The 23059-nt window shown below is 67.4% G+C and carries 21 protein-coding genes; 10 read left to right on the top strand and 11 right to left on the bottom strand.

The features are described 5' to 3' along the window. Positions 1-37: 37 nt before the first annotated feature. The 7 genes from CA236_RS11910 to CA236_RS11880 all read left to right on the top strand — a co-directional run bounded on the left by CA236_RS11910 (position 38) and on the right by CA236_RS11880 (position 7020). Positions 38-2722, top strand: coding sequence for a bifunctional [glutamine synthetase] adenylyltransferase/[glutamine synthetase]-adenylyl-L-tyrosine phosphorylase (locus CA236_RS11910; RefSeq protein WP_241212631.1), 2685 nt, complete (start codon positions 38-40; stop codon positions 2720-2722). Further along, positions 2685-3131, top strand: coding sequence for a peroxiredoxin (locus tag CA236_RS11905; protein ID WP_046410958.1), 447 nt, complete (start codon positions 2685-2687; stop codon positions 3129-3131). Before CA236_RS11910 ends, CA236_RS11905 begins: the two co-directional genes overlap by 38 nt. Positions 3132-3219: 88 nt before the next feature. Further along, positions 3220-4008 (top strand): ferritin-like domain-containing protein, encoded by a 789-nt coding sequence (locus tag CA236_RS11900; RefSeq protein ID WP_241212630.1) that lies wholly within the window; start codon positions 3220-3222, stop codon positions 4006-4008. Positions 4009-4138: 130 nt separating this feature from the next. After that, complete coding sequence (locus CA236_RS18800; protein WP_164518927.1) at positions 4139-5329, top strand: M23 family metallopeptidase; 1191 nt, start codon at positions 4139-4141, stop codon at positions 5327-5329. A gap of 40 nt (positions 5330-5369) precedes the next feature. Beyond that, a complete protein-coding gene (locus CA236_RS11890; protein ID WP_046410956.1) occupies positions 5370-5708 on the top strand; it encodes an iron-sulfur cluster assembly accessory protein in 339 nt (112 codons plus the stop codon). Between the two features lie 9 nt (positions 5709-5717). Further along, the gene (gene xth / locus CA236_RS11885) at positions 5718-6491 is read left to right on the top strand and encodes an exodeoxyribonuclease III (RefSeq protein WP_125945769.1); all 774 of its coding nucleotides are present in this window, start codon (positions 5718-5720) and stop codon (positions 6489-6491) included. A 271-nt stretch (positions 6492-6762) separates the two neighbouring features. Then, positions 6763-7020, top strand: a complete 258-nt coding sequence (locus tag CA236_RS11880; protein WP_046410952.1) for a hypothetical protein — start codon at positions 6763-6765, stop codon at positions 7018-7020. Between the two features lie 67 nt (positions 7021-7087). On the opposite strand, the gene CA236_RS11875 is transcribed toward CA236_RS11880, so the two are convergent. Further along, positions 7088-8242 carry a GNAT family N-acetyltransferase gene (locus CA236_RS11875; protein ID WP_046410951.1) on the bottom strand — a complete coding sequence of 385 codons (1155 nt, stop codon included), beginning with the start codon at positions 8240-8242 and terminating at the stop codon, positions 7088-7090. A gap of 108 nt (positions 8243-8350) precedes the next feature. Between CA236_RS11875 and CA236_RS11870 the strand changes: the two genes are divergently transcribed. Continuing rightward, complete coding sequence (locus CA236_RS11870) at positions 8351-9427, top strand: fatty acid desaturase (protein ID WP_241212629.1); 1077 nt, start codon at positions 8351-8353, stop codon at positions 9425-9427. Between the two features lie 95 nt (positions 9428-9522). Here CA236_RS11870 and lptG read toward each other — a convergent pair whose 3' ends face one another. The 10 genes from lptG to CA236_RS11820 form a co-directional block, all read right to left on the bottom strand. Next, positions 9523-10614: an LPS export ABC transporter permease LptG gene (gene lptG / locus CA236_RS11865; protein ID WP_125945767.1), complete on the bottom strand. Its 1092-nt coding sequence runs from the start codon at positions 10612-10614 to the stop codon at positions 9523-9525. Then, complete coding sequence (gene lptF / locus CA236_RS11860; protein ID WP_197075567.1) at positions 10611-11807, bottom strand: LPS export ABC transporter permease LptF; 1197 nt, start codon at positions 11805-11807, stop codon at positions 10611-10613. The genes lptG and lptF overlap by 4 nt, the downstream gene beginning before the upstream one ends. A 113-nt stretch (positions 11808-11920) precedes the next feature. Continuing rightward, positions 11921-13807: an ATP-binding protein gene (locus CA236_RS11855; RefSeq protein WP_346962772.1), complete on the bottom strand. Its 1887-nt coding sequence runs from the start codon at positions 13805-13807 to the stop codon at positions 11921-11923. An 88-nt stretch (positions 13808-13895) separates the two neighbouring features. Further along, entirely contained in the window at positions 13896-15158 is a 1263-nt protein-coding gene (locus CA236_RS11850) for an aminotransferase class I/II-fold pyridoxal phosphate-dependent enzyme (RefSeq protein WP_125945766.1), read from the bottom strand. A 114-nt stretch (positions 15159-15272) separates the two neighbouring features. After that, on the bottom strand, positions 15273-15515 hold the full coding sequence (locus CA236_RS11845; protein WP_046410945.1) for an acyl carrier protein: 243 nt from the start codon (positions 15513-15515) through the stop codon (positions 15273-15275). 56 nt (positions 15516-15571) lie between these two features. Next, the gene (locus tag CA236_RS11840; RefSeq protein WP_125945765.1) at positions 15572-16453 is read right to left on the bottom strand and encodes an NAD-dependent epimerase/dehydratase family protein; all 882 of its coding nucleotides are present in this window, start codon (positions 16451-16453) and stop codon (positions 15572-15574) included. After that, positions 16450-17550 carry a glutamate 5-kinase gene (gene proB, locus CA236_RS11835; RefSeq protein WP_125945764.1) on the bottom strand — a complete coding sequence of 367 codons (1101 nt, stop codon included), beginning with the start codon at positions 17548-17550 and terminating at the stop codon, positions 16450-16452. The genes CA236_RS11840 and proB overlap by 4 nt, the downstream gene beginning before the upstream one ends. An 82-nt stretch (positions 17551-17632) precedes the next feature. Further along, positions 17633-18202, bottom strand: coding sequence for an aminoacyl-tRNA hydrolase (pth, locus tag CA236_RS11830; RefSeq protein ID WP_125945763.1), 570 nt, complete (start codon positions 18200-18202; stop codon positions 17633-17635). 134 nt (positions 18203-18336) lie between these two features. Further along, positions 18337-18951 (bottom strand): 50S ribosomal protein L25/general stress protein Ctc, encoded by a 615-nt coding sequence (locus CA236_RS11825; RefSeq protein WP_125945762.1) that lies wholly within the window; start codon positions 18949-18951, stop codon positions 18337-18339. 139 nt (positions 18952-19090) lie between these two features. Further along, entirely contained in the window at positions 19091-19987 is an 897-nt protein-coding gene (locus tag CA236_RS11820; protein WP_241212628.1) for a TraB/GumN family protein, read from the bottom strand. 131 nt (positions 19988-20118) lie between these two features. Here CA236_RS11820 and CA236_RS11815 point away from each other — a divergent pair, with 131 nt between their 5' ends. Together CA236_RS11815 and glyS are read left to right on the top strand one after the other, a co-directional pair. Beyond that, the gene (locus CA236_RS11815) at positions 20119-20988 is read left to right on the top strand and encodes a glycine--tRNA ligase subunit alpha (protein ID WP_125945760.1); all 870 of its coding nucleotides are present in this window, start codon (positions 20119-20121) and stop codon (positions 20986-20988) included. Then, complete coding sequence (gene glyS / locus CA236_RS11810) at positions 20985-23012, top strand: glycine--tRNA ligase subunit beta (RefSeq protein WP_125945759.1); 2028 nt, start codon at positions 20985-20987, stop codon at positions 23010-23012. The genes CA236_RS11815 and glyS overlap by 4 nt, the downstream gene beginning before the upstream one ends. Positions 23013-23059 lie beyond the last annotated feature (47 nt).

Below are 23059 nucleotides of genomic sequence, written 5' to 3'. Positions count from 1 at the left end.
ACGCGTTGGTTTCATGGTCCAGGCTACGGATTTCCCCTTGTCAAGCGAAAAAAATGTCGAACTGCTGGTCGCGGACGCGGTCGGCCGGGCGCACGGATTCTCGCCATTTCTCGCGAACTTGCTGGACCGCGGCGACCATTTTTCCGCGGCATCGCTCGACCGGCCGGTCACGCTCGACCCCGATGTGCCGATAGGCCGGGCGCTGCGTCTTGCCCGTCGTCAGTTGGCGCTTCAGGTCGCGATCGGCGACTTGTCCGGCATCTTCGATCTGACCGCCGTCACGCACCGACTGACCGATTTTGCCGATTTCGCACTCGACCAGGCGATCCGCACTGCGATCGCGGAGCGCAGCCCAGGGGCGGGGCCAGAGGGCTTTGTTGCGTTGGCGCTTGGCAAGCAGGGCAGCCGCGAGCTGAATTATTCCTCCGACATCGACCCCATCTTCCTGTTCGATCCCCGGACGCTGCCCACGCGCCGCAACGAGGAGCCGGTCGACGCAGCGGTGCGCATCGGCCGGCGCGTGATCGAACTGCTCCAGGCCCGCGACGCTGACGGCTATGTCCTGCGCGTCGACATGCGGCTCCGTCCCACGCCCGAGGTCACGCCCATCGCGCTGCCGATCGAAGCCGCGATCACTTACTATGAATCGCAAGCACTGCCATGGGAGCGGGCAGCCTACATCCGCGCACGCCCGGCTGCCGGCGATATCGTCTTGGGCGAGCAGTTCCTCGACGCGATCCGCCCCTTCATCTGGCGCCGCAGCCTCGATTTCGGCGCGGTGGGGGAGATATTGGAGATCACCCGGCGGATTCGGGATCACCACTCGCAGGGGCAGACCTTCGGCCCGGGCTATGACCTGAAGCGGGGGCGAGGCGGGATCCGTGAGATCGAGTTCTTTGCGCAGATTCACCAGCTCATACACGGCGGGCGCGATCCCGCGCTGCGTACCGGCGATACCCGCGGGGCGCTCGCCGCACTGGCCGCCGCTGGCCGGATCGGCCCGGATGACGCACAGGCGCTCTGCGACGCCTATGTCGCGCTGCGCACGGCCGAGCACCGCGTCCAGATGATCGATGATCGCCAGACGCATGCGCTTCCGACCGGCGACGCGTTGGAGCGCGTGGCACGGCTGGACGGGCGCCCCGACGGCGCGGCGTTGCTCGCCCATCTTGAACCGCACGTCACGCGCGTCGGCGCCATCTTCGGGCAGCTCGCGCCTACCACCGGGGACAATTTGTCCGCCAACAGCGATGCCCTTTCCGCCCAGCTTGTCGCGGCGGGCTTCGCAGATCCCGACGTTGCGGCAACCCGGATCGCGGCATGGCGTGCCGCGCGCTATCCCGCGCTGCGCAGTGCCGCCGCGCAGGCCGCGCTTGAGGCCGTATTGCCCGGCCTCGTCGCGGCGCTGGGGGAGGCACCCGCGCCCGAGGCCGCGCTCAACCGCCTCGACCGGCTGTTCGAACGCTTGCCCAGCGCGGTGAACATCTTCCGCTTGCTGGAGGCGCGGCCCGCGCTCATCGCCCTCCTTGTCCGGTTGCTCAGCCACACGCCGACCCTGGCCGAGGAACTCGCGCGTCGGCCTGACCTGCTCGACGGGCTGATCGACGCCTCCGCCTTCGATCCCGTGCCAGACGTGCCCGCCATCGCCGCGATGATGCGCAGCAATGAACGGCGCGCGGATTTCCAGGCCAAGCTCGATCACGTCCGCCGCATCGTCAACGAACACCGCTTCGCCCTGGGCGCGCAGATCATCTCCGCGGTGGCCGATCCACTCGACGTAGCGGCGGGCTATTCGCGCGTGGCAGAGGCCGCGATCGAGGTGCTGGCGAGCGAGACGGTGGCGGAATTCGCCCAGGCGCATGGCCGGGTACCGGACAGCGAATTCGTCATCCTGGCGCTCGGGCGGCTCGGGGGAGGGGCGCTGACCCATGCCTCCGACCTCGACCTGATCTACCTGTTCACTGGTGATTTTGCGGCGGAGTCCGACGGCCCCAAGCCCTTGGGTGCGACGCTTTATTATAATCGCCTTGCGCAGCGCGTTTCCGCCGCGCTCTCCGTGCCCACCGCCGCGGGCCCGCTCTACGAGATCGACACGCGCCTTCGCCCGTCGGGGACACAGGGCCCGCTGGTGGTGAATGTCGATTCCTTTGCCCGCTACCAGCGCGAAAGCGCCTGGACGTGGGAGCATATGGCGCTCACCCGCGCCCGGCCGGTGTTCGGCTCCGCAAAGGCGCGCGCCGAATTACAGGCGATCATCGACGGCGTGCTCAAGGGCGACCGGCCGCAGCGCGACGTCGTGGCCGATGCCATCACGATGCGGGCCGAGATGGCGGCGCACAAGCCGCCCGCCGGGGCGCTCGACGCCAAGCTGCTGCCCGGCGGGCTGGTCGATCTGGAATTCACCGTCCATGTCGCGCAGCTGACCCGGCGGGAGGGCTTCGACACCAATCTCGGCCGCGCGATCGATCTGCTCGGGCTCGGTGTAGACCTCCACCACGCGCACGATCTGCTCACCCGCCTCATCGTCACGCTTCGCCTGGTCGCGCCGGATGCGGCCGAGCCACCCTCGGAAGCAACGCGCGCCTTGGTCGCGCGGGTGCTCCATCTCGATGATTGGGACGCGGTGCTCGCCGGCTTTGACACCGCCCGGCAGCAGGTTACGGCGGCGTGGAAAGGATTGACCGATGGACACACTGCCGGACGTGACGCTGACCGCGATTGATGGTCAGCCGCTCCGCCTGAAGGATCAGCCGCTGCCGCTGGTCGTCTATTTCTATCCCAAGGACGATACTGCCGGCTGCACGCGCGAGGCGCAGGATTTTTCCGCCATGGCCGGGGAGTTTGCGTCCGCAGGCGTCGTCGTGATCGGCGTGTCCAAGGATCCGCCCGCCAAGCATGAGAAGTTCGTCGCGAAATACGATCTCGCCGTGGCGCTCGCCAGCGATGAGGATGGCTCCGCCTGCGAGGCGTTCGGCACCTGGGTGGAAAAATCCATGTACGGCCGCCGCTACATGGGCATCGAGCGCGCAACGTTCCTGTTCGGCCGCGACGGCCAGCTCGCCCGCGCCTGGCGCAAGGTGAAAGTCCCCGGACATGCGGCGGAGGTGCTGGCCGCGGCGCGCGCCCTGTGACAACGCTCGCCGCCGCCGCGCGCGACGTGCTCAATGCGGCGGATCCCGCCACCAAGGTGAAGGCCGCGCGTCAGGCGGCCCGCGCCCTGTGACAACGCTCGCCGCCGCCGCGCGCGACGTGCTCAATGCGGCGGATCCCGCCACCAAGGTGAAGGCCGCGCGTCAGGCGGCCCGCGCGTGGCGGGCGGGGCGGCTCACTCACAGCTTCGACATCGTCATGCCCGATGCACCGGCACGGCCCGAGCAGCCCGAATTGCTGCCCCCGGGCCGAATGCCGAAACGGGGGAAGGGCGGGTCGGAACGGGGCCGCATCGCGCTGCTTCACGCGCTGGCGCATATCGAATACGTCGCGATCGACCTGGCGTTCGACATGGCCGGGCGTTTTGGCGCGGCTCTCCCGCGGGAATTCGTGGACGACTGGATTGGCGTCGGCGCGGACGAGGCGATGCACTTCGCACTGCTCGATCGCCGGCTGCGCGCGATGGGCAGCCATTATGGCGCGCTCCCGGCCCATGCCGGGCTGTGGGAGGCAGCGGATGCGACCGCCGATGACGTTCTCGCCCGGCTCGCCGTCGTCCCGATGGCGTTGGAGGCGCGGGGGCTCGACGTGACGCCGGCCACCGTCGACCGCTTCCACGCCGCCGGCGATGCGGCCAGCGCGCGCATCCTCCACCGCATCTACACCGATGAAATCCGGCACGTTTCGGTCGGCACGCGGTGGTTCGAGGAGCGGTGCGCGGCGGCCGGTTTGCACCCGGCCACCCACTGGAAATCCCTCATTGGAGGCCGTTTTCGGGGCATCGTGAAAGGTCCGTTCAACGACTCAGCGCGCGAGTCTGCCGGCCTGACGCGGGATTACTACGGCGCTATTGCTTAACTGCTCAAAAGAAGGGCAGTTGACGGTGTCCGGTGAGCGGGGGGCCGCAATCCAGACCAGTTTTTTGAACATGCGTCGTGCGTGGGCTCGTCCTGATCGCGCGCGCTTCAACAATCTTGCTCGGGGTTCGATGTCCAAGATTTCTTCCGCGCCGGCCAACCGCATCGCTGCTGGCGCCCGCCTGCTCTTCTCCCCACGCAACGTGATCTTCCATGATGGCCGCGCTGTGCGCCGGATCCGCCTGGGCCGCCTCTCGCAGGGCGCGCTGGCCGGGACCGCCGCGGTCGTGGTCGCCTTCGCGGGCTACGGCGCCGCCGCTGCCGCCGGTCAGGCCGGCGCCGCTGCGCCGCAGGCCGAGCGGATCGAGACGATGGAGCGCAAGCTCGTCCACATGCACCAGCGCGTGGCCAATGTCCGCAAGGCTGCGGAGGCGCGTGCTGCTCAGCTCGAAAATCGCCAGGCACTGCTCGCTGCCGCGCTGACTGGCGTGGGTGACGAGAAGAAGCTGGCGCTTGCCACGCTGAAGATCGATCCGGCGGGTGACCGCCTGGCCGCCTATGCGGTCGCTCCCTTCGCCAAGATCGAGCGTCGCCAAGAGATCCTGGCCGAACTCGCGCTCGATCACCTCAACGACCGCTATCAGTCGGCAGCAGAGGCGCTGCGTGAGCGCGGCTTGCGGCCGGAGCGTGTCGCCAAGGGCGGCAAGAACACCAGCATGGGCGGCCCGCTGATCCCGGCCGCCAGCGCCGAGGCGACGGCTGATCTGAACGCCGATGCGCAATTCCGCTCGCTGTTCATGACCTGGAAGAAGCTCGACACGCTGGAGCAGGGGGTTATCTCGATCCCGTCGGTCCAGCCGGTCCAGCACCTCACCTTCACCAGCAATTTCGGCGTGCGCAGCGATCCGTTCCGCGGCACCGCCGCGATGCATGCTGGCGTCGATATCCCCGGTCCGACCGGCACGCCGATCTATGCGACCGCCGATGGCGTCGTGAACCATGCCGCGCGTCAGGGCGGCTATGGCAACATGATCGAGCTGAATCACGGCAAGGGCATCACCACCCGCTACGGCCACCTGTCGAAGATCCTGATCAGCAACAACGCGCGCGTGCGCCGCGGTCAGATGATCGGCCTGATGGGCTCCACCGGCCGCTCGACCGGCCCGCACCTCCATTATGAAGTGCGTATCGACGGCCGCGCCGTGAATCCGATCCCTTTCCTGACCACGGCGGATTATCTGCTCGCGGCGCAGGATCGCTCGGTCGGCCAGATTCCGGTGTCGACCAGCGGCCCGGCGGCACAGGACGGCCTGGGTCACTGATCCGGTTGCGGGCGCGCCGCGGCGATCCTATTTCGCTCTCATGGCAACGCTCGCACCCGATATCGCCTTGACGCCCTCCGCCGCCGCCCGTGTGGCGGCGATTGCGGAAAAGCAGCAAAAGCCTGCCATCCTGCGCCTCTCGGTGGAGGGGGGCGGCTGTTCCGGGTTCCAATATCGTTTTGGTCTGGCCGACGCGCCGGAGCCGGGTGATCAGGTCGCCGAGACGGATGGCGTCAAGCTTGTCGTGGACGAAATCAGCCTCGATCTCGTGCGCGGTGCCTCGGTCGACTTCGTCGAATCGCTCGGCGGCGCGGCGTTCAAGGTCGACAATCCGATTGCAGCATCAGGATGCGGTTGCGGCACCAGCTTCTCGGTGTAAGCCGTCCTCGTGAAAATCGTCAGCTACAACGTCAACGGCATCAAGGCCCGCCTGCCGCGCCTGCTGGAATATCTCGCCGAGCAGCAGCCGGACATCGTCTGCCTGCAGGAGCTCAAGACCGCTGACGATACCTTCCCGATCGATGACATCCGCGCCGCCGGTTATGGCGCGGTGTGGCATGGGCAAAAGGGGTTCAACGGCGTCGCCGTGCTCGCTCGCGGCGCCGATCCGGTCGAGCGTCAGCGGGGCCTGGATGGTGAGCCCGACGATGATCACAGCCGCTATCTGGAATGCGACGTCGACGGCCTGACCGTCGCGTCCATCTATCTGCCCAACGGCAATCCGCAGCCGGGGCCGAAGTTCGACTATAAGCTGCGCTGGATGGACCGGCTCGCCGCCCGTGCGCGCGCCTTGCTTGCCGCTGAAATTCCGACCGTGCTGGCGGGCGATTACAACGTCATCCCCAATGACGATGATACCTTCTCCACCCGCGCCATGGCCGATGATGCGCTGATGCAGCCGGAAAGCCGCGCCGCCTATCGCGCGCTGCTCGCGCAAGGATGGACCGATTCGCTGCGCGTGCGTCATCCCGCCGGCGGCGTGTGGACCTTCTGGGATTATCAGGCGGGCGCGTGGCGCCGCGACGCGGGCTTCCGCATCGATCACCTGCTGCTGTCACCCGCCGTCGCCGATCGGCTGGTCGAGGCCGGCGTCGACAAGGACTATCGTGGCCGGGACAAGGCCAGCGATCACGCGCCCACCTGGGTTCGCCTGCGCGACTGAGCCCCGGGGCGGCGGGCGGCGGCCACGGCGGTCCGCTGGCTTCTCAATCGTTCACTGTCGGACAGGGGGCGCCCGTGCGTCCGTCAGCGCACATCGCTTGGATGGTAAAACGCGCCGTCACTTGGTGCACGGCGCCCATCATCGGCAACACGCACATTGATGCTTTTGCTAAGTCATTGAAATGGCGTCCGTGAGGCAATTGGCACGGTCAATGCAAAGTCTCAGGTGACAGCGCGAAAGGGGCGCTGTTCGGAACCTGAGAGGATACGCCATGACCATCACCGCCATCGCCACCGCCGCCCTCATGCTGGGCGCCGCCCCCGAACCCGCGCCGCGCCCGGCACCTGCGCCGGCACCTGCGCCGACCATCCCCGCCGATCAGTATGGCGCCCGCTCGTTCGATCCCGAAACCGACCAGCGCCGCGTGTGCGTGATCGACACGCTCAGTGGCCCGGGCATCGCCCGTCGCTATTGCCAGACGCGCGCGACCTGGGTCGCACAGGGCACTGACCCGCTCGCGCGCCGTTAAGTGCCGCTTACCGGGCTCGCGCACGGCCGGTCTGGCCGCTGCGCGAGACCCCGCGGTTCACCGGCGCTCACAGCGCCTTTTCGTACACCTGATAGACCTTGTTGACGTGGCTCTCGATCGTCTCGGCGATTGACCGCATCCCCTGGTTGTCATCGAGGATCCAGCCGATCTCGCCGCGCGAGGCACCATAATCCTGCACCGCCGCGCGGCGGATGTACTCGATCATCATGAACGCCAATTGGCTCGCCATGCGCGACGATTGCAGGCTCTTCACCACCCCCATCAGCGGCACGCGCATCGTACGCACCTTCGGCTTGCGCAGCCACAGCAGCAGCTTCGCCCAGCCGAACGGCAGCAGCGACCCGTTCAGGCCCTTCAGCGGTTCGTTCAGGTCGGGGAGGGTGATCATGAAGGCGACCGGCACGCCATCCACCTCGGCGATGCGGATCAGGTCATTGAAGACGATCGGCTTCAGCTTTACGCCAACGTCGCGGATTTCGGGCGGAGTGAGGGGAACGAACCCCCAATTGTCGCTCCACGCATCGTTCAGGATGCCCAGGATGATCGCCGCTTCCTCGTCGAACCGCGACTTGTCGACCGGGCGCACGTTGATGCGCGGGTTCTTCTCGCCCGATTTGATGATCCGCTGGACGATCGGCGGGAATTCCTGCGTGATATCCAGCTCATAGGTCATCATTTGCTTGACCGGGGCATAGCCGGCCGCCTCAATCCACCCGCGATATTCCGGCTTGGCATGGCCCATCATCACGGAGGGCGGATGGTCGTAGCCGGTAATCAGCAGCCCCGGTTCTTCCCAGATCGATTGCGAGATCGGACCCAGCACGCGGGTCATGCCCTGTTCGCGCAGCCACTGCTCGGCGCGTTCGATCAGCGCGCGGAACACGCCGTCGTCCTCCGCCTCCATCAGCCCCCATTGTCCGGTGCCGGGGCCAAAGCCCTGCGCGGCCGGCATGTCCAGCGCCAGAAGGTCGATATGCGCGGAGATACGCCCCACCACGCGCCCGTCGCGCTCGGCCAGGAACAGCTGCGCCTTGGCGTGGCTGTACCAGCCGTTCTTCTCGGGATCGAGCAGCCCCAGCGCCTCGCGCTTCAGCGGCGGAACCCAGTTGGGATCATCCTTGTACAGGCGGAACGGCAGGTCGATGAACGTTTTGCGGTCGCGCTTGCCCGTCACGGGGCGGATGGTGAGAGAGCCGGTCATGGCGCTGCGTGTAATCGCCCGAAGCGATCATGGCGAGCGGCCTTTCCGCGCGGCGCGCACCTGTTCCAGCCACCGTATCGCCACTATCTTGGGCCAATGGACACCCCCATGACGACCACGACTCTGTCACGAGCAGCAGCCACCCCGACCGCGCGTGTTCGCATCGCCGATGACCGCGCGATGCTGAAGGCGGCGGCTGAACTGACGCGGGATCTGAACGCGCCGCGGCCCGCCGTCTATTGGGCTGACTTCCTCGGCTCGGTGGCGATCGGCTATGCCGGTCTTGCCGTGGCGATCGCCGCGACCCCGCTGTGGCTGACGATCGTCGCCGGCGTGGTGGCGATGTTCGCGCTCTATCGCGGGATGAGCTTCATCCATGAACTCACCCATGTGAAGCATGCGTCGCTGCCGCATTTCCGGCTGGGCTATAACATCTTCATCGGCGTGCCGATGCTGGTGCCCTCGTTCATGTATGAGGGCGTCCACAATCTTCACCACGCGCGCACCCGCTACGGTACCAGCGACGATCCCGAATACCTGCCGCTCGCGCTGATGAAGCCGTGGTCGCTGCCGGTGTTCGTGCTGGTCGCCGCGCTCGCGCCGTTCGCGCTGATTTTCCGCTACGGCGTGCTGTCGCCGCTGTCGCTGCTGTCGCCGTCGCTGCGCCGCATCGTGGTGGAGCGTTTCTCGGCGCTGGCGATCAACCCGCAATTCCGCCGCCGCCTGCCGGAGGGGGATTTCCGTCGCCAGTGGATCGCGATCGAGACCGCATGCGCCGTCTGGGCGATGTCGCTGATCGCCCTGGTTGCCACCGGCACGCTGCCGCTGCGCGCCTTTGCCATCATGATGGCGGTCGCCTCGGGCGTCGCGGTCATCAATCAGCTGCGGACCTTGGTCGCGCACCTGTGGGAGAATGAGGGCGAGGTGATGACCGTCACCGCCCAGTATCTCGACTCGGTTAACGTGCCGCCGCCGGCCACGCTGCCCGCGCTCTGGGCGCCGGTTGGCCTGCGCTACCACGCGCTGCACCATCTGCTGCCGGGTGTCCCCTATCACGCGCTGGGCGAGGCTCATCGCCGGCTGAGCGCCGTGCTCGATCGCGAATCGCCCTATTACAAGGCCAATTACGTCGGCATGCCGGGCCTCATCGCCAAGATCGCGCGCAGCACGATGCTGCCGCGCTGATATCGGCCGGGGGCGGTCACCGCCGCCCCGGCCATCGATCCATAAGTTCGCATCTGGCTCCCGCTACAGCCGGGAGCATCCCGGCCGCCGCCGGCTTATTCCTCGGTGCGCAGCAGCACCGCTTCGCCGATCAGCAGGAACAGCAGGAACGGCGCCCAGGCGGCGAGGAAGGGCGGGTAGGCGCCCAGATTGCCCATCGCCAGCGCGAAATTGTCCGCCACGAAATAGGCGAAGCCCAGCGCCATGCCGATCACGGCGCGGACGAACAATTTGCCGGACCGTGCGATGCCGAACGCGGCCACCGCGCCCAGCAGCGGCATCAGCACCGACGACAGCGGCCCGGAGAGTTTGTGCCACAGCGATCCCTCGAGCGCCGCGGTCGGCCGCCCGGCCGCGGCCAGGTCGTCGATCGCCTCGTTCAGCGCGCGGAACGACAGTCCGTCGGCATTCACCGACGACAGGGTGAACTGGTCCGGCGTCACGCCGCGCGCGATCACGATCGTGCCGACATCGCGCTGCTGGCCGGTCGCCACGTCAAAGCGTTTGGCCGGCCCGATCGCCCAGCCATCGCCGCTGCGCCGCCCGGTGGGCGCGGTGATGATCGTGCGCAGCTTGCCGCCGTCACGTTCGTACAGCGTCACGCCGCCCAGCCGCGCGGCATCGCCGCGGCCACGGATCTGGTCCACCTCGACCAGGTCGTCCCCGGTCCTGACCCAGACGTTGGACCGGTCACCCCGGTCGATCGGCAGCGTGCCGTAATTCACCTTCTGCCACTGGCTCAGCGTCGCCGTCGCGCGCGACACCACCCGGTCGTTGAACACGAAGCTGATCGCGGCGATCGCCAGGCTTGCGGTGATCAGCGGCGCCAGCACCTGGTGCGCCGACATGCCCGACGATTTCAGCGCCACGATCTCGCTGTTCTGGTTCATCGTGATCAGCGTCAGGATGGTGCCGAGAAGGACGGAGAAGGGCAGGAAGCGCGCGATTATCTGCGGCACGCGCAGCGACATATACTGCCACACCTGCGCGTCGGTATTGCCCGGAACGGCCAGGATCTTGCCGGATTCCCCCAAGAGGTCGAGCGCCTGGAGCACCAGCACCAGCCCGGCAAGGATGCCGAACGTGCGGACCAGGAACATCCGGCCCATGTACAGCGCCACCGTCTTGGACGGGAAGAAAGACGTCATGCCCGTGCCTCTCGCGCACGGCGGCCGGGCAGGCGACGCGTGATCGCTTTCAGGGTCTTGCTGGCCACCCGTTCCAGCGCGCCGATCGGCTGTCCGCCCGGAACATAGGCCAGCGTGTAATACATCCAGATGATCAGCGCGGCGAAGATCGCGAACGGCGTCCACAGCGCAATGAACGGGTCAACGCGGCCAAGCTCGCCTATCGACGCGGCATATTGGTTCACCTTGTGATAGGCGACGACCATCACGATCGACAGGAACACGCCCAGCGCCGATGTCGATCGCTTCGGTGGCACGCCCAGCGCCACCGCCAGCAGCGGCAGCAGGAACATCATCAGCACCTCCGCCAGCCGGAAATACAACTCCGCCTGGCTGGAATCGCGCGCTTCCTCGCTCCCGCTCGTCGTGCCGATCTTCACCAGCTCAGGCAGCGTATATTCCAGGTTACGGCCGCCGCGCGCGCGGAACTGCTCGAACTTGGGCAGGTCGATCGGTAGGTCATGCGCGCTGAAGGTCAGCACGCGCGGGCTCGGAAAATCGGGCCGGTTGTGGATCAGCGTGCCGTTGGTCAGGCGGAAGATGATCGTGTTGGGATCGTCGGTGGCGAAGAACTGGCCGCGCTCCGCGGTCACGCCGATCCAGTCACCCTTGGGTGTCTGCGCATGGACGAAGATGCCGGACAGCTCGCGGCCCTTGTCCCGGCTGCGCTCGATCCGCATCGTCATGCGATCGCCCAGATGGGTGAATTCGCCGACCTTGATCGACGCCCCCAGCGCCCCGGTGCGCAGCTCGAACCGCAGCCCTTCGTAGGCATAACGCGCGCGCGGCTGGATGAAGCCGACGATCGCCAGATTGACCAGCGCCAGCCCCACCGCATACATGTAAGGGACGCGCAGCAATCGCCCGTAACTCATTCCAACACCGCGCATAACGTCCAGCTCGGACGAGGTGGCGAGGCGCCGGAAGGCGAGCAGAACGCCCAGCATCAAGCCGATCGGAATGCCAAGGCCAAGATATTCCGGCAGCAGGTTGGCCAGCAACTGCCACACCACGCTCACCGGGCCACCCTCGGTGGCGACGAAGTCGAACAGGCGCAGCATGCGATCGAGGAGCAGCAGCATCGCCGCAATGACGAGCGTCGAGAACAGCGGCAGCGCGATCAGCCGGGCCATGTAGCGGTCGATCGATTTCATGAGGCGCGGCTAAGGGGCTCGATCTTGCGGATGGGTGCGCCGGTATAGGCGAGAAGGTAACGAGCGCCAGCCCTTTTCGGTCCAGCGCCGCGACGCTTTCCTCTCGCTTTGCCTTATTCCGCCGCCATCCGGTCAGGCGCGGCGGCCGGGCTGCGCGCAAAGGCATCGGCCAGCGCGCGCGCCAGCGCGGCGAGGGTGAAGGGCTTGCGCAGCACATGATGGCCGTTGAACATCGCGGCGTCGCTCGCCTCGCCGGCGAAGCCGGTGACGAACAGCACGGCGGTACGCGCGTGGCGTTCGGGCAGCGCCTCGATCATTTCCGGGCCGGTCTGCACCGGCATCAGCACATCGCTCATGATGAGGTCGACGGGCGCGTGCTGGTCGAGCAGGGCGGGGGCGCGCAGTGGATCGTCGCATGCGATCACGCGATGGCCCAGCTCCTCCAGCGCGCCGACGGTGGCGCGCAGCACGCGCTGGTCATCCTCCACCACCAGGATGGTCAGCTCCTCCGGCGCCGCGGTGGCGATGGCGGCTTCCTCGTCGGCGCGTTCCGGCGTTTCCGCCTCGCTGTCGTGCGGCAGCCGCATGATCACGCTCGTCCCGACGCCAGGCGTGGAATCGATCGCCACTTCGCCGTCCAGCTGGCGCGCAAAGGAGAAGATCTGGCTCAGCCCCAGGCCTGTGCCCTTGCCGACCGGCTTGGTGGTGAAGAACGGCTCGAACACGCGCTCGACGATGTCCGGGGTCATGCCGCATCCGTCGTCACGCACCGTGATGGTGACGAAGGTGCCGTTGGTTGAACGCTCCACCCCCGACGTGATGCTGACCCGCCCGCGCCCGTCCATCGCATCGCGCGCATTGACCGCGAGGTTCAGGATGCAATTCTCGAACTGCACCCGATCGGCGCGGACATAGGCGTCCTCGCCATGGCAGGCGATCTCGACCTGGATCGCATCGCCGAGCGTGCGGTCGAGCAGGTCGCGCATCCCGTTGAGCAAGGCGCCGACATGGATGCGTTCCGGCGCGATCGCCCCCTCGCGGGCAAAGGCGAGCAGCCGGCGGGTCAGTTCCGCCGCCCGGACCGCCCCCTCACGCGCGCTTTCGACATGGCGCGCGGCGTCCGCCCCGCCATTGGCAATCGCGCGCTGCGCCAGTTCGAGCCCGCCGATCACAACTGCCAGCATGTTGTTGAAATCGTGTGCGATACCGCCGGTCAGCTGGCCGATCGCATCCATCTTCTGCGCCTGCCGCAACCGCGCTTCCTGCGCACGCAATTCCTCGGTGGCTTCCGCCACCGCCACCGCCAGTTCGTCGGCGCGCGCGCGCGCGGCATCGGCCTCGGCACGGGCCAGTGCGCGATCGGTCGACGCCCGCATCGTCAACCAGCCAAGGATGATCGCCCCGATCAGCAGCAGCACGCCAAACGCCGACAGCACGAACGCAGCGCGGGTCGACCGTTCGACCAGCGCCATCGTCGCCTCGGTGCGGGTGATCAGCAGCGTGCGCTCGCTGGCGATCACTTCGTCCAGCAGCCGGTTGATCTCGGTCAGCGCCGACGCCTGCCGCGCTTCGTAATAGCGCGACAGCGCCTGCTGGTTCTTGCCGTAATTCGTCGCCAGCGCCGTCATCGACAATTGCTCGCCGCGCTCGTTGAACGCTGCCTGCAACCGGCCGATCAGCGGGCGCTGCGCCATATTGTCGCGCGTCAGCGACGACAGCCGCTGCAACTGGTCGCTCGCGCGGCGCCAATCCTCGAAATACAGCCGCCCCAGCTGCTTGTCGCCGGAGATGACGTAGCGCCCCAGCGCCGCCTCGGACCGTGCGATCGTGCCCGACAGCGTCCGCGCCAGGATCATCACGTCATAGCTGTGCGACTGGAGCGAGGAGGCGCGGTTGCGCTGGTTGTTGGCCTCGCCCAGCGTCAGGATCAGCGCAACCAGCACGCCGACGCCGGCCACCCCCATCACGACAAAGGTGATGAGGCGCCAGGCCGAAGCCACGCTTTTGAAAGCCGATCCTATGCCCGCGGCAGCCACGGCCTCACGGTCTATCAAAGCTGCACGTCTGGCGGAAGCGATGCGATGGCGATCAGGCGATCACGCCGGTCGCCCGCCCAGCGGCCTCGAACATCGCGACCACCTTGGCCATCTGCTCGGGCGTATGTTCTGCGCAGACCGAGCAGCGCAGCAGGAACATGCCGGCCGGTGTCGCGGGCGGACGCGCGACATTGACGTAGAGGCCGGCCTCCAGCAGCCCGTGCCACATCCGGACGGCCTGCTCCTGGTCGTCCAGGATCACCGCGACGATCGCCGATTCCGGCTCGTCGGTGGGCAGGCGGAAACCGAGCTGCTTCAGCCCGCCATGCAGCTGGCGCGTATTGGCCCACAGCCGCTCGCGCTTGTCCTTGGCGTGCATCAGCTTGCGGATCGACGCAGTTGCGGACGCGACCACCGCGGGCGGCAGGCTGGCGGTGAAGATATAGGGTCGACAGACGAAGCGCAGGATCTCGAACTTCGGGTGGTTCGACACGCAGAAGCCGCCGACCGTGCCGACCGACTTGGAGAAGGTGCCGATCACGAAATCGACCTCGTCCTGCAGCCCCTGGTCTTCATAGACGCCGCGGCCGTTGGGGCCGAAGAAACCCATCGAATGCGCCTCGTCGACCAGCACCATCGCGCCATGCTTCTTGGCGACGGCGACCATCTCCTTCAGCGGTGCGATGTCGCCCAGCATCGAATAGACGCCTTCAAGGACGACGAGTTTGCCCGGCTCCTTGGGCAGGCGACCCAGCCGCTTGTCGAGATCCTCGACCGAATTGTGGCGGAAACGCACGACCTCCGCATTGCCCATCGCGCATCCGTCATAGATCGACGCATGGCTGTCGGCGTCCAGGATGATGTACTCGCCCTTCGCCGCAATGGCAGAGATAACGCCGAGATTCGCCTGGTAACCCGTTGAAAAGACGATCGCACCTGACATACCATAGAAGTCGCGCAGCGCCTGCTCGACTTCCATATGGTCGTGGAACGTGCCGTTCAGCGCGCGGCTGCCGTTGGTGCCGCTGCCGAACTTGTCGAACGCGTCCTTGCCCGCGGCAATGACGTCGGGGTCGAACGTCATGCCCATGTAATTGTAAGTGCCCAGCAGGATCGTCTCGCGGCCCTTGATGACCGCGACGGTGGGGCTCTTCACCTCTTCCATGACGATGCCGAACGGATCGCGCACGCCGCTGTCGAGCAGCGCCTGGCGCTCGGCGATCAGCGGCGCGAACTTGTCGAACAGGTCGCGTTCCGGAGCCACGGCGGCAGGCTCGACGGGCAGGGCTTCAGCCTGGAGGCCGGTTTCGGTCATGTGTTCAATTCCCAACCGTTCACATCGGGTCGTGTCGATTCACCGGGCGCACCGCACCCGGCCACGTTCCTGGTCATCCGTCGCGAAGAACAAGCGTCGCGAGGGACGGGTCGTTCAGTTCTTCAGCTTGGCCACGGCATCGGCAAGCTGACCCACCGTTTCGATTTCCGCCTGCATGTTCATCGTGATGATGATGTCGAATTCGTCCTCGATCGCGGCGACGAAATCCATCACGGTCAGCGAATCCCATTCGAGATCGCCCTGGAACGTTGTTGCCTCGGTCACCGTCACGCCCTTCTTGTTGAAGGGTTCGATCTGGGCCTTGACGGTGTCGAAGATGCTGTCGCGGTCGCTCATGCCGGGTCCTTAGCTGCAAGCGGGCGAGGTGCCAATCGAATGCGGCGGAAGCGTGGTCATCCTGCGATGGCGTACGCCCGCGCGGTCTGCGCCATGCCCTGATCCAGCGGGATCCGCGGCGCCCACAGGCTCGCGGGCGGACGATGATCGGCGCGCGCGGTCCAGTCGGGGTGGCTCAGATACTCGACCCGGTCGAGCGTCAGCTTCGCCCCGCCACCGCGTAACTTGCGGTCGATCCGCGCCGCGACCCGCATCAGCGGCTTGGGCAAATGCATCGGCATCACCCGCCGCCCGACCGCGCGCCCGATCGCCGCCGCCAGATCGGCATGGGTCAGCGTCTCGCCATCGTCGACTTCGTACAATTCATGCGCCCCCGGCCGCTCGGCGAGCAGCACCAGCAAACGCGCAAGGTCCTCGACATGGATCAGCGACACACGCCCCGGCGGCGGCAGGAAGGCAAGGCCAAGCCGCGCCAGCCGGAACATGTCGCGCATCTCGGTATCGCCCGGTCCATAGACGCCGGTCGGGCGAGCGATCGTCCAGTCGCTGGCGCTCTCGGCGACGATCGTCTCCGCCTCGCGCTTCGACCAGCCGTACATCGACAGCTGCGGTTCGCGCGCCGACAGCGACGACACATGCACCAGCCGCCGCGTCCCCGTTGCGCTGACGACGGCGCGCGTGCCCTCGATATTGCCGGCGACGAAGCCAGCCTTGTCGGGCGCATTGACCACCCCGGCGATATGGATGACCGCATCGGCGCCCTCGACCAGCGCGGCGAGGCTCGCGGCATCGTCGAGCGCCCCCGCCACCCAGGTGACGCCGTCGCGCGCCGCCTGCGGCCGCCGCGTCAGCGCGCGGACCCGATGCCCCGCGGCCAGCGCCGCATCGATCGTCGCCCGGCCGACAAAGCCGGTCCCGCCGGTCAGCGCCAGGATCACAGCAGCGCCATATGGTTGCGGTGGATCAGCGCGGCACGCGGCGCATAGCCGAGCAGCGCCTCCTGCTCCTCGCTGCGCCGCCCCAGCAGGCGCTGCATCTCGCCCGCATCATATTCCGCCAGACCGCGCGCGATCGGCCCCTCGGGGCCCGCGATCGTCACCACGTCGCCACGCGCAAAATCGCCCGACACTGCGATCGCCCCCGCCGCCAGCAGGCTGCGCCCACCGGCAAGCGCCTGCGCCGCGCCGGCATCCACGGTCACCACGCCCTTCGCCGTCAGCCGCCCCGCCAGCCACGCCTTGCGCGCCCGCGCGCGTTTCTCGGGAAGGAAGATCGTGTGCCGCGCGTTGGTCGACAGCGGCCGTTCGATCCGCCCCGATGCGATCGCCAGCGCGACTCCCGCGCCGGTCGCGATCCGCGCCGCGGCGATCTTCGACACCATCCCGCCCGATCCCATGCCGGATGCCGAGCCATCGTCCGCCATCCCCGCGATCCGCGCGTCGATCTGCGCCACCTCGGGAATATGCACCGCGCCGGGCTGCGCCGGGTTGCGATCATACAGGCCGTCGATATCGGACAGCAGCACCACGCCGTCCGCCCCCGCCGCCTGCGCCACCCGCGCCGCCAGCCGGTCATTGTCGCCAAAGCGGATCTCGGCCGTCGCCACGCTGTCATTCTCGTTGATGACCGGCACGGTACCCAACTGCAGTAGCCGCCCCAGCGTCGCGGCGGCGTTCAGGTAGCGGCGGCGATCCTCCAGATCATCCAGCGTCACCAGCATCTGCGCCGCGGTCAGCCTGTTGGCGGCGAGCACCTCGGCCCAGGTCTGGCTGAGCGCGATCTGCCCGGTGGCCGCCGCCGCCTGCGCATCCTCCAGGCTCGCCCGCCCGCCACGCGGCAGTCCCAGCCGCCGTGCGCCCAGCGCAATCGCGCCCGAGGAGACGATCGCCACCTGCTGCCCCGTGTCGGCGCGCGCCGCGACATCGGCGGCAATCCCCGCCAGCCAGTCGCGCCGCACTGCGCCCGACGGGTCGACGAGCAGCGCCGAGCCGATCTTCACCACGAGGCGCGGGCAGGAGGCGGGCGGAAACAACATGGCTCGATCCGTTATCGCGCGGCGCGCCAATGGGGAAGGGCGACGGGGAAGGCCGGGTGGAGGGGCAACCCCCGCCGCCCCCTCAGCCCTGCAGCCGCAGCGCCACGTCGTTCATGAACCGCACGTCGTCCCCCGCCGCCAGCGTCGGCGCCTCGGAGGCCAGCGCGCCGAGCAGGTCGGTCAGCGCATCGATCTCGCTCTTGGCGTAATTGCCCAGCACATGGCCAGTCACCCGGTCCTTGTGCCCCGGATGACCGATGCCGATCCGCACGCGGCGGAACTCCGGCCCCAGATGCTGGTCGATCGAGCGCAGGCCATTGTGCCCCGCCAGCCCGCCGCCCATCCGCACCTTCACCTTCATCGGCGCCAGGTCCAGCTCGTCGTGAAACACCGTCAGCGCCTCGACGCCCAGCTTGTAGAAACGCAGCGCCTCGGCAACGCTGCGGCCGCTTTCGTTCATGAAGGTCGCGGGCTTCAGCAGCAGCACCTTCTCGTTGCCCAGCCGACCTTCGCGCACCCAGCCCTGGAACTTCTTCGCCGTCGCGCCGAAATCATGCACCTCGGCGATCGCATCGACCGCCATGAAGCCGACATTGTGCCGCTGCATCGCATATTGCGGGCCCGGATTGCCTAGGCCGACCCATAGCTGCATCACCAATCCCATCGTCTCACTGGCGTGTCAGCGCCCTGTCACGGGCGTGCCGCTTGGCGCCAAACGAAAACGGGCGGGGGCGTTGCCGCCACCCGCCCGCGAAACCGTGCCGCCCCGGGCGGCACCAGGCGATGTTACTCGCCCGCAGCTTCCTCGGTCGCCTCGGTCGACGTATCGCCCTCGGACGACTTCAGCGCCGACGGTGCAACCACCGTTGCGATGGTGAAGTCGCGGTCGTCGATCGCCGACGTCGTGCCCTTGGGCAGCGTCACGGCCGAGATGTGGAGCGAATCGCCCACTTCCAGGCCCTTCAGCGAGATGGTGACTTCCGACGGGATGTCGCTCGCGTCGCACACCAGCTCCAGCTCGTGACGAACGACGTTCAGCACGCCGCCCTTCTTGATGCCGGGGGCTTCTTCCTCGTCGACGAACACGACCGGCACCGCGACGGTGACGGTCGTGTGCGCGCTGATGCGCAGGAAGTCGACGTGAACCGGACGGTCGGTGACCGGGTGGAAGTGCACGTCCTTGGGCAGGGTGCGCTCACCGTTGATCATCACGACGGTGTTCATGAAGTGGCCGGTGCCCAGTGCCTTCACAAGCGCCTTTTCCTCGAGATGGATCGAGGTCGGTTCCTTGTTCTGGCCGTAGATCACGGCGGGTACGCGGCCGTCACGACGCAGCGCCCGGGAGGCTCCCTTGCCAACCCGGTCACGCGTCTCGGCTGCGAGCGTCAGCTGGTCGCTCATCAATATTCTCCGAAACTCATGTATGTCCTTCCGCGCCACGCCTCCAGGGATGACCATGGCCGGAAGCGGGCGCGCATAGCGGGGAGGGGCGCGAAAGGCAATCCTCGCGGCCGAACCTGCGCCCACCGCTGCCCCGGGCTCAATACTTAACCCGCACCGCCTTCAGTCTGTACTTCCCCAGCTGCGCCTGAACGCTGTCGGGCCCGGCGAGGTGTCCCGCGCCCACCGCGATGAAGACGCGGCCGGGTGTGCGCATCCGCTCCGCGATCCACGCCGCCCATTTGGCGTTGCGATCGACCAGCAGCGCCTTGTTCACCTCCGGCGAGTCTTTCAGGCTGTCGTTCATCGTCTTGGCCAGGCCGTCGGGATTGCCCTTGGCCCAGTCGGACACCATCCGGTCCATCGTCTCGCCGGCCTTGGGCAGCTCCTCCACCGTCGACGTCAGCAGCTCGAGCTGCGCCTTCTGCGACAGCGAATCGAAAATCGACATCTGGCCCTCGAACGTCTCCAGCCCGATGACCTGCTTCTTCTGCGCCTTGGCCGCCTTGGTCAGCACGCCTTCGGGCCCGTTGCTGGCGTCATAGCCCAGCTTCTGCACCGGCAGCGCCGACAGGCTGATCGCGGCGAACCACGGCTGCATCCGCTCGAACGTCGCGCGCGGCAGCTTGTTGTCTTCCAGCGCCTTGATGAACGGCTGGCGCTTGTCCTCCGGCAGCTTCTCGATCAGCGATTGGCCCGACGGGTCGAACGCCTTGGACACGACGACACGCTCCTGCGTCTCCTTGTCCGGCTCGACCATCTCCAGCACCAGCGTGCCCGACCGGTCGAACGCCTTCTTCACCGCCTCGTCGAACCATGACAGGCCCGGCTTCAGGACGTGGATCGTCCCGAAGAGGTAGATCGTCGTATCCTTGTCGCGCACCACCCACAGCGCGGGGTCGGCGTCCTGCTGCACCACCGGCGCCGGCTGCGCGCAGGCGGGCAGGGTGAAGGCAAGGCCGAGGGCGGCGAACAAAGAGGTGAAGGGTCGTAACACGGGTCTTGGCAACCTTCCTTGGTCGGGGCGCAGCCAGCCTAGCGGGGGCCTTGCCTGTTGGCGAGCCATCCGCCATTGCCCGGCGCGCGATGAACGCCACCTCAACAGACGCGCCGTTAAGCTTCCAGGACATGATCCTGCGCCTCCATTCCTATTGGGGAGCGCGGGGCTGCGCCATTCTGCAACCCTATGACATGCGCATGGGCGCGGGCACCTTTCACCCCGCCACGACGCTGCGCGCGCTCGGCCCGGAGCCGTGGAACGCCGCCTTCGTTCAGCCCAGCCGCCGGCCGACCGATGGCCGCTATGGCGAGAACCCGAACCGGCTGCAGCATTATTACCAATATCAGGTGATCCTGAAGCCAAGCCCGCCCGATCTGCAGGAGCTGTATCTCGGCAGCCTCGCGGCGATCGGCATCGATTTCACCCGCCACGACATCCGCTTCGTCGAGGATGACTGGGAAAGCCCGACCTTGGGCGCCTGGGGCCTCGGCTGGGAAGTGTGGTGCGACGGGATGGAGGTGACCCAGTTCACCTATTTCCAGCAGATGGGCGGCTTTGACTGCAAGCCCGTCGCGGGCGAGCTCACCTACGGGCTCGAACGGCTGGCGATGTACATCCAGAACGTCGACAATGTGTACGACCTGCGCTTCAACGATGCAGGCGTATCCTACGGCGACGTGTTCCTCGAGAATGAGCGGCAGATGTCGGCCTGGAATTTCGAGGTCGCCGATACCGACACGTTGTTCGACCTGTTCCGCAAGGCGGCGGCCGAGTGCGAGAATTGCCTCGCCGCGAAGCTGCCGATCCCGGCCTATGAGCAGGCGATCGAGGCGAGCCACATCTTCAACCTGCTGAACGCGCGCGGCGTCATCTCCGTCGCCGAGCGCCAGGCCTATATCGGCCGCGTCCGCGATCTCGCGAAGGGGGCCTGCACGGCGTATATGGAAAAGAATGCCGAGGGCTGGAAAGCCCGCTTCCCGAACTGGAGCGCGGCATGACCGATTTTCTGCTCGAACTGCGCTCGGAGGAAATCCCGGCGCGCATGCAGGACAAGGCGCGCGAGGATCTCGCCCGCCTGTTCGCCGCTGAACTCGGCAAGGCCGGGCTGAAGGCCGCCGAACTCGTCACTTACGCGACGCCGCGACGCCTCGCGCTGATCGCCCGCGATCTGCCTGCGCAGACGCAGGCGGTAAGCGATGAGCTGAAGGGCCCGCCCGCCGACGCCCCGGACGCCGCCGTCGAAGGCTTCCTGCGCAAGGCTGGCCTCACCCGCGACGCGCTCCAGACCCGCGAGGTGAAGGGCCGCGCAACCTTGTTCGCGGTGATCGACAAGCCCGGCCGCGCCACCGCCGATGTGCTGGCAGAGGCGATCCCCGCGATCATCCGCGCCTTCCCCTGGCCCAAGTCGATGCGCTGGGGCGAGGCGTCGATCTCCACCGAAAGCCCGCGCTGGGTCCGCCCGCTGCAGGGCATCATCGCGCTGTTCGGTGACGATGTGGTGCCCTGCGCGATCGCCGGCGTCGAAAGCGGCGCGGCCACCGTCGGCCACCGCTTCCATCACCCGGGCGTCATCACCATCGGCAGCGCCGCCGACTATGTCGAGAAACTGCGCGCCTGCCATGTCATCGTCGACCAGAACGAACGCCGCGCCACCATCGCGCTCGGTGCGAAGCTGGCCGCGAACATGGCCGGTCTCACGCTGGTCGAGGATGAGGGGCTGGTCAGCGAAAACGCCGGCCTCACCGAATGGCCGGTGCCGCTGCTCGGCCGCTTCGACGCGGCGTTCCTCGACGTGCCGCCCGAGGTGATTCAGCTCACCGCGCGCGTGAACCAGAAGTATTTCGTCTGCCGCGACGCCGGCGGCGCGCTCGCCAACGCCTTCGTCTGCACCGCGAACATCGATGCGGCGGACGGCGGCGAGCGGATCGTGGAGGGCAACCGCAAGGTGCTCGCCGCGCGACTCTCCGACGCGCGCTTCTTCTACGAGACCGATCTCAAGGTGCCGCTCGCCGATCAGGCGAAGAAGCTGGAAAAGATCGTCTTCCACGAAAAGCTCGGCACCGTCGCCGACAAGGTCGACCGCGTCGCGAAGCTCGCCCGCTGGCTGTCCGAGGAAGGCATCGTCAAGGGCGCGAACCCCGACCTCGCCGAGCGCGCCGCGCGCCTCGCGAAGGCCGACCTCGTCACCGGCATGGTCGGCGAATTCCCCGAGCTTCAGGGCCTGATGGGCGGCTATTACGCCGCCGCGCAGGGCGAACCCGCCGAAGTCGCCGAAGCGATCCGCGATCACTATAAGCCGGTCGGGCAGGGCGACGACGTCCCCACCGCGCCGGTAACGGTTGCCGTGTCACTGGCGGACAAGCTCGACAGCATCACCCAGTTCTTCGGCGCCGACCTGAAGCCCAGCGGCTCCAAGGATCCGTTCGCGCTTCGCCGCTCCGCCTTGGGCATCCTCGCGCTGATCCTCGACAACGGCCTCCGCTTCCCGCTGTCACGCATCGTCAGCGGCGACGTGCTCGATTTCTTCGCCGACCGCCTCAAGGTTCAGCAGCGCGAAGCCGGCGTTCGCCACGATCTGATCGACGCGGTGTTCGCGCTCGGCGGGGAGGACGATCTCGTCCGCCTGCTCGCGCGGGTGAAGGCGTTGCAGTCGTTCGTCGGGACCGAGGATGGCGCAAACCTCCTCGCTGGCTACAAGCGCGCGGCCAATATCCTGAAGAAGGAAGATTATCTGGCCGACGCCGCGCCATCCGCGGCCGATTATGACCGGGAACCGGCCGAAGCGGCGCTGGTCGCCGCGCTGGATGCGGCCGAACCTGCCTCGGCCGATGCGATCGCCAACGAGGATTTCGAGGCGGCGATGGCTGCGCTCGCGACTCTGCGCGCGCCGATCGACGCATTCTTCGACCAAGTGACCGTAAACGATGCCGATTCCGGAAAACGTGCCGGCCGTCTGGCGTTGTTGGCGCGGGTCCGCGCGGCGGTTCACGCGGTCGCTGACTTCTCCCGCATCGAAGGGTGAGGGGGTAAACGGTTACATCTGTTTGGGTGCCGCTTTGTACTTGCAAT

This window comes from Sphingomonas sp. ABOLG (genome assembly GCF_003950435.1).
GTDB classification, from domain to species: Bacteria; Pseudomonadota; Alphaproteobacteria; order Sphingomonadales; family Sphingomonadaceae; genus Sphingomonas; species Sphingomonas panaciterrae.
Note: the sequence above shows the minus strand (reverse complement) of the source record. Positions and strands in the feature narration are given on the sequence as shown.

Bases quoted from the DNA above. Each gene is read 5' to 3' on its own strand.
- CA236_RS11905 (WP_046410958.1), top strand. From the start codon at position 2,685: ATGGACACACTGCCGGACGTGACGCTGACCGCGATTGATGGTCAGCCG.
- CA236_RS18800 (WP_164518927.1), top strand. From the start codon at position 4,139: ATGTCCAAGATTTCTTCCGCGCCGGCCAACCGCATCGCTGCTGGCGCC.
- CA236_RS11890 (WP_046410956.1), top strand. From the start codon at position 5,370: ATGGCAACGCTCGCACCCGATATCGCCTTGACGCCCTCCGCCGCCGCC.
- CA236_RS11880 (WP_046410952.1), top strand. From the start codon at position 6,763: ATGACCATCACCGCCATCGCCACCGCCGCCCTCATGCTGGGCGCCGCC.
- CA236_RS11875 (WP_046410951.1), bottom strand. From the start codon at position 8,242: ATGACCGGCTCTCTCACCATCCGCCCCGTGACGGGCAAGCGCGACCGC.
- CA236_RS11870 (WP_241212629.1), top strand. From the start codon at position 8,351: ATGACGACCACGACTCTGTCACGAGCAGCAGCCACCCCGACCGCGCGT.
- lptG (WP_125945767.1), bottom strand. From the start codon at position 10,614: ATGACGTCTTTCTTCCCGTCCAAGACGGTGGCGCTGTACATGGGCCGG.
- lptF (WP_197075567.1), bottom strand. From the start codon at position 11,807: ATGAAATCGATCGACCGCTACATGGCCCGGCTGATCGCGCTGCCGCTG.
- CA236_RS11850 (WP_125945766.1), bottom strand. From the start codon at position 15,158: ATGACCGAAACCGGCCTCCAGGCTGAAGCCCTGCCCGTCGAGCCTGCC.
- CA236_RS11845 (WP_046410945.1), bottom strand. From the start codon at position 15,515: ATGAGCGACCGCGACAGCATCTTCGACACCGTCAAGGCCCAGATCGAA.
- proB (WP_125945764.1), bottom strand. From the start codon at position 17,550: ATGTTGTTTCCGCCCGCCTCCTGCCCGCGCCTCGTGGTGAAGATCGGC.
- pth (WP_125945763.1), bottom strand. From the start codon at position 18,202: ATGCAGCTATGGGTCGGCCTAGGCAATCCGGGCCCGCAATATGCGATG.
- CA236_RS11825 (WP_125945762.1), bottom strand. From the start codon at position 18,951: ATGAGCGACCAGCTGACGCTCGCAGCCGAGACGCGTGACCGGGTTGGC.
- CA236_RS11815 (WP_125945760.1), top strand. From the start codon at position 20,119: ATGATCCTGCGCCTCCATTCCTATTGGGGAGCGCGGGGCTGCGCCATT.
- glyS (WP_125945759.1), top strand. From the start codon at position 20,985: ATGACCGATTTTCTGCTCGAACTGCGCTCGGAGGAAATCCCGGCGCGC.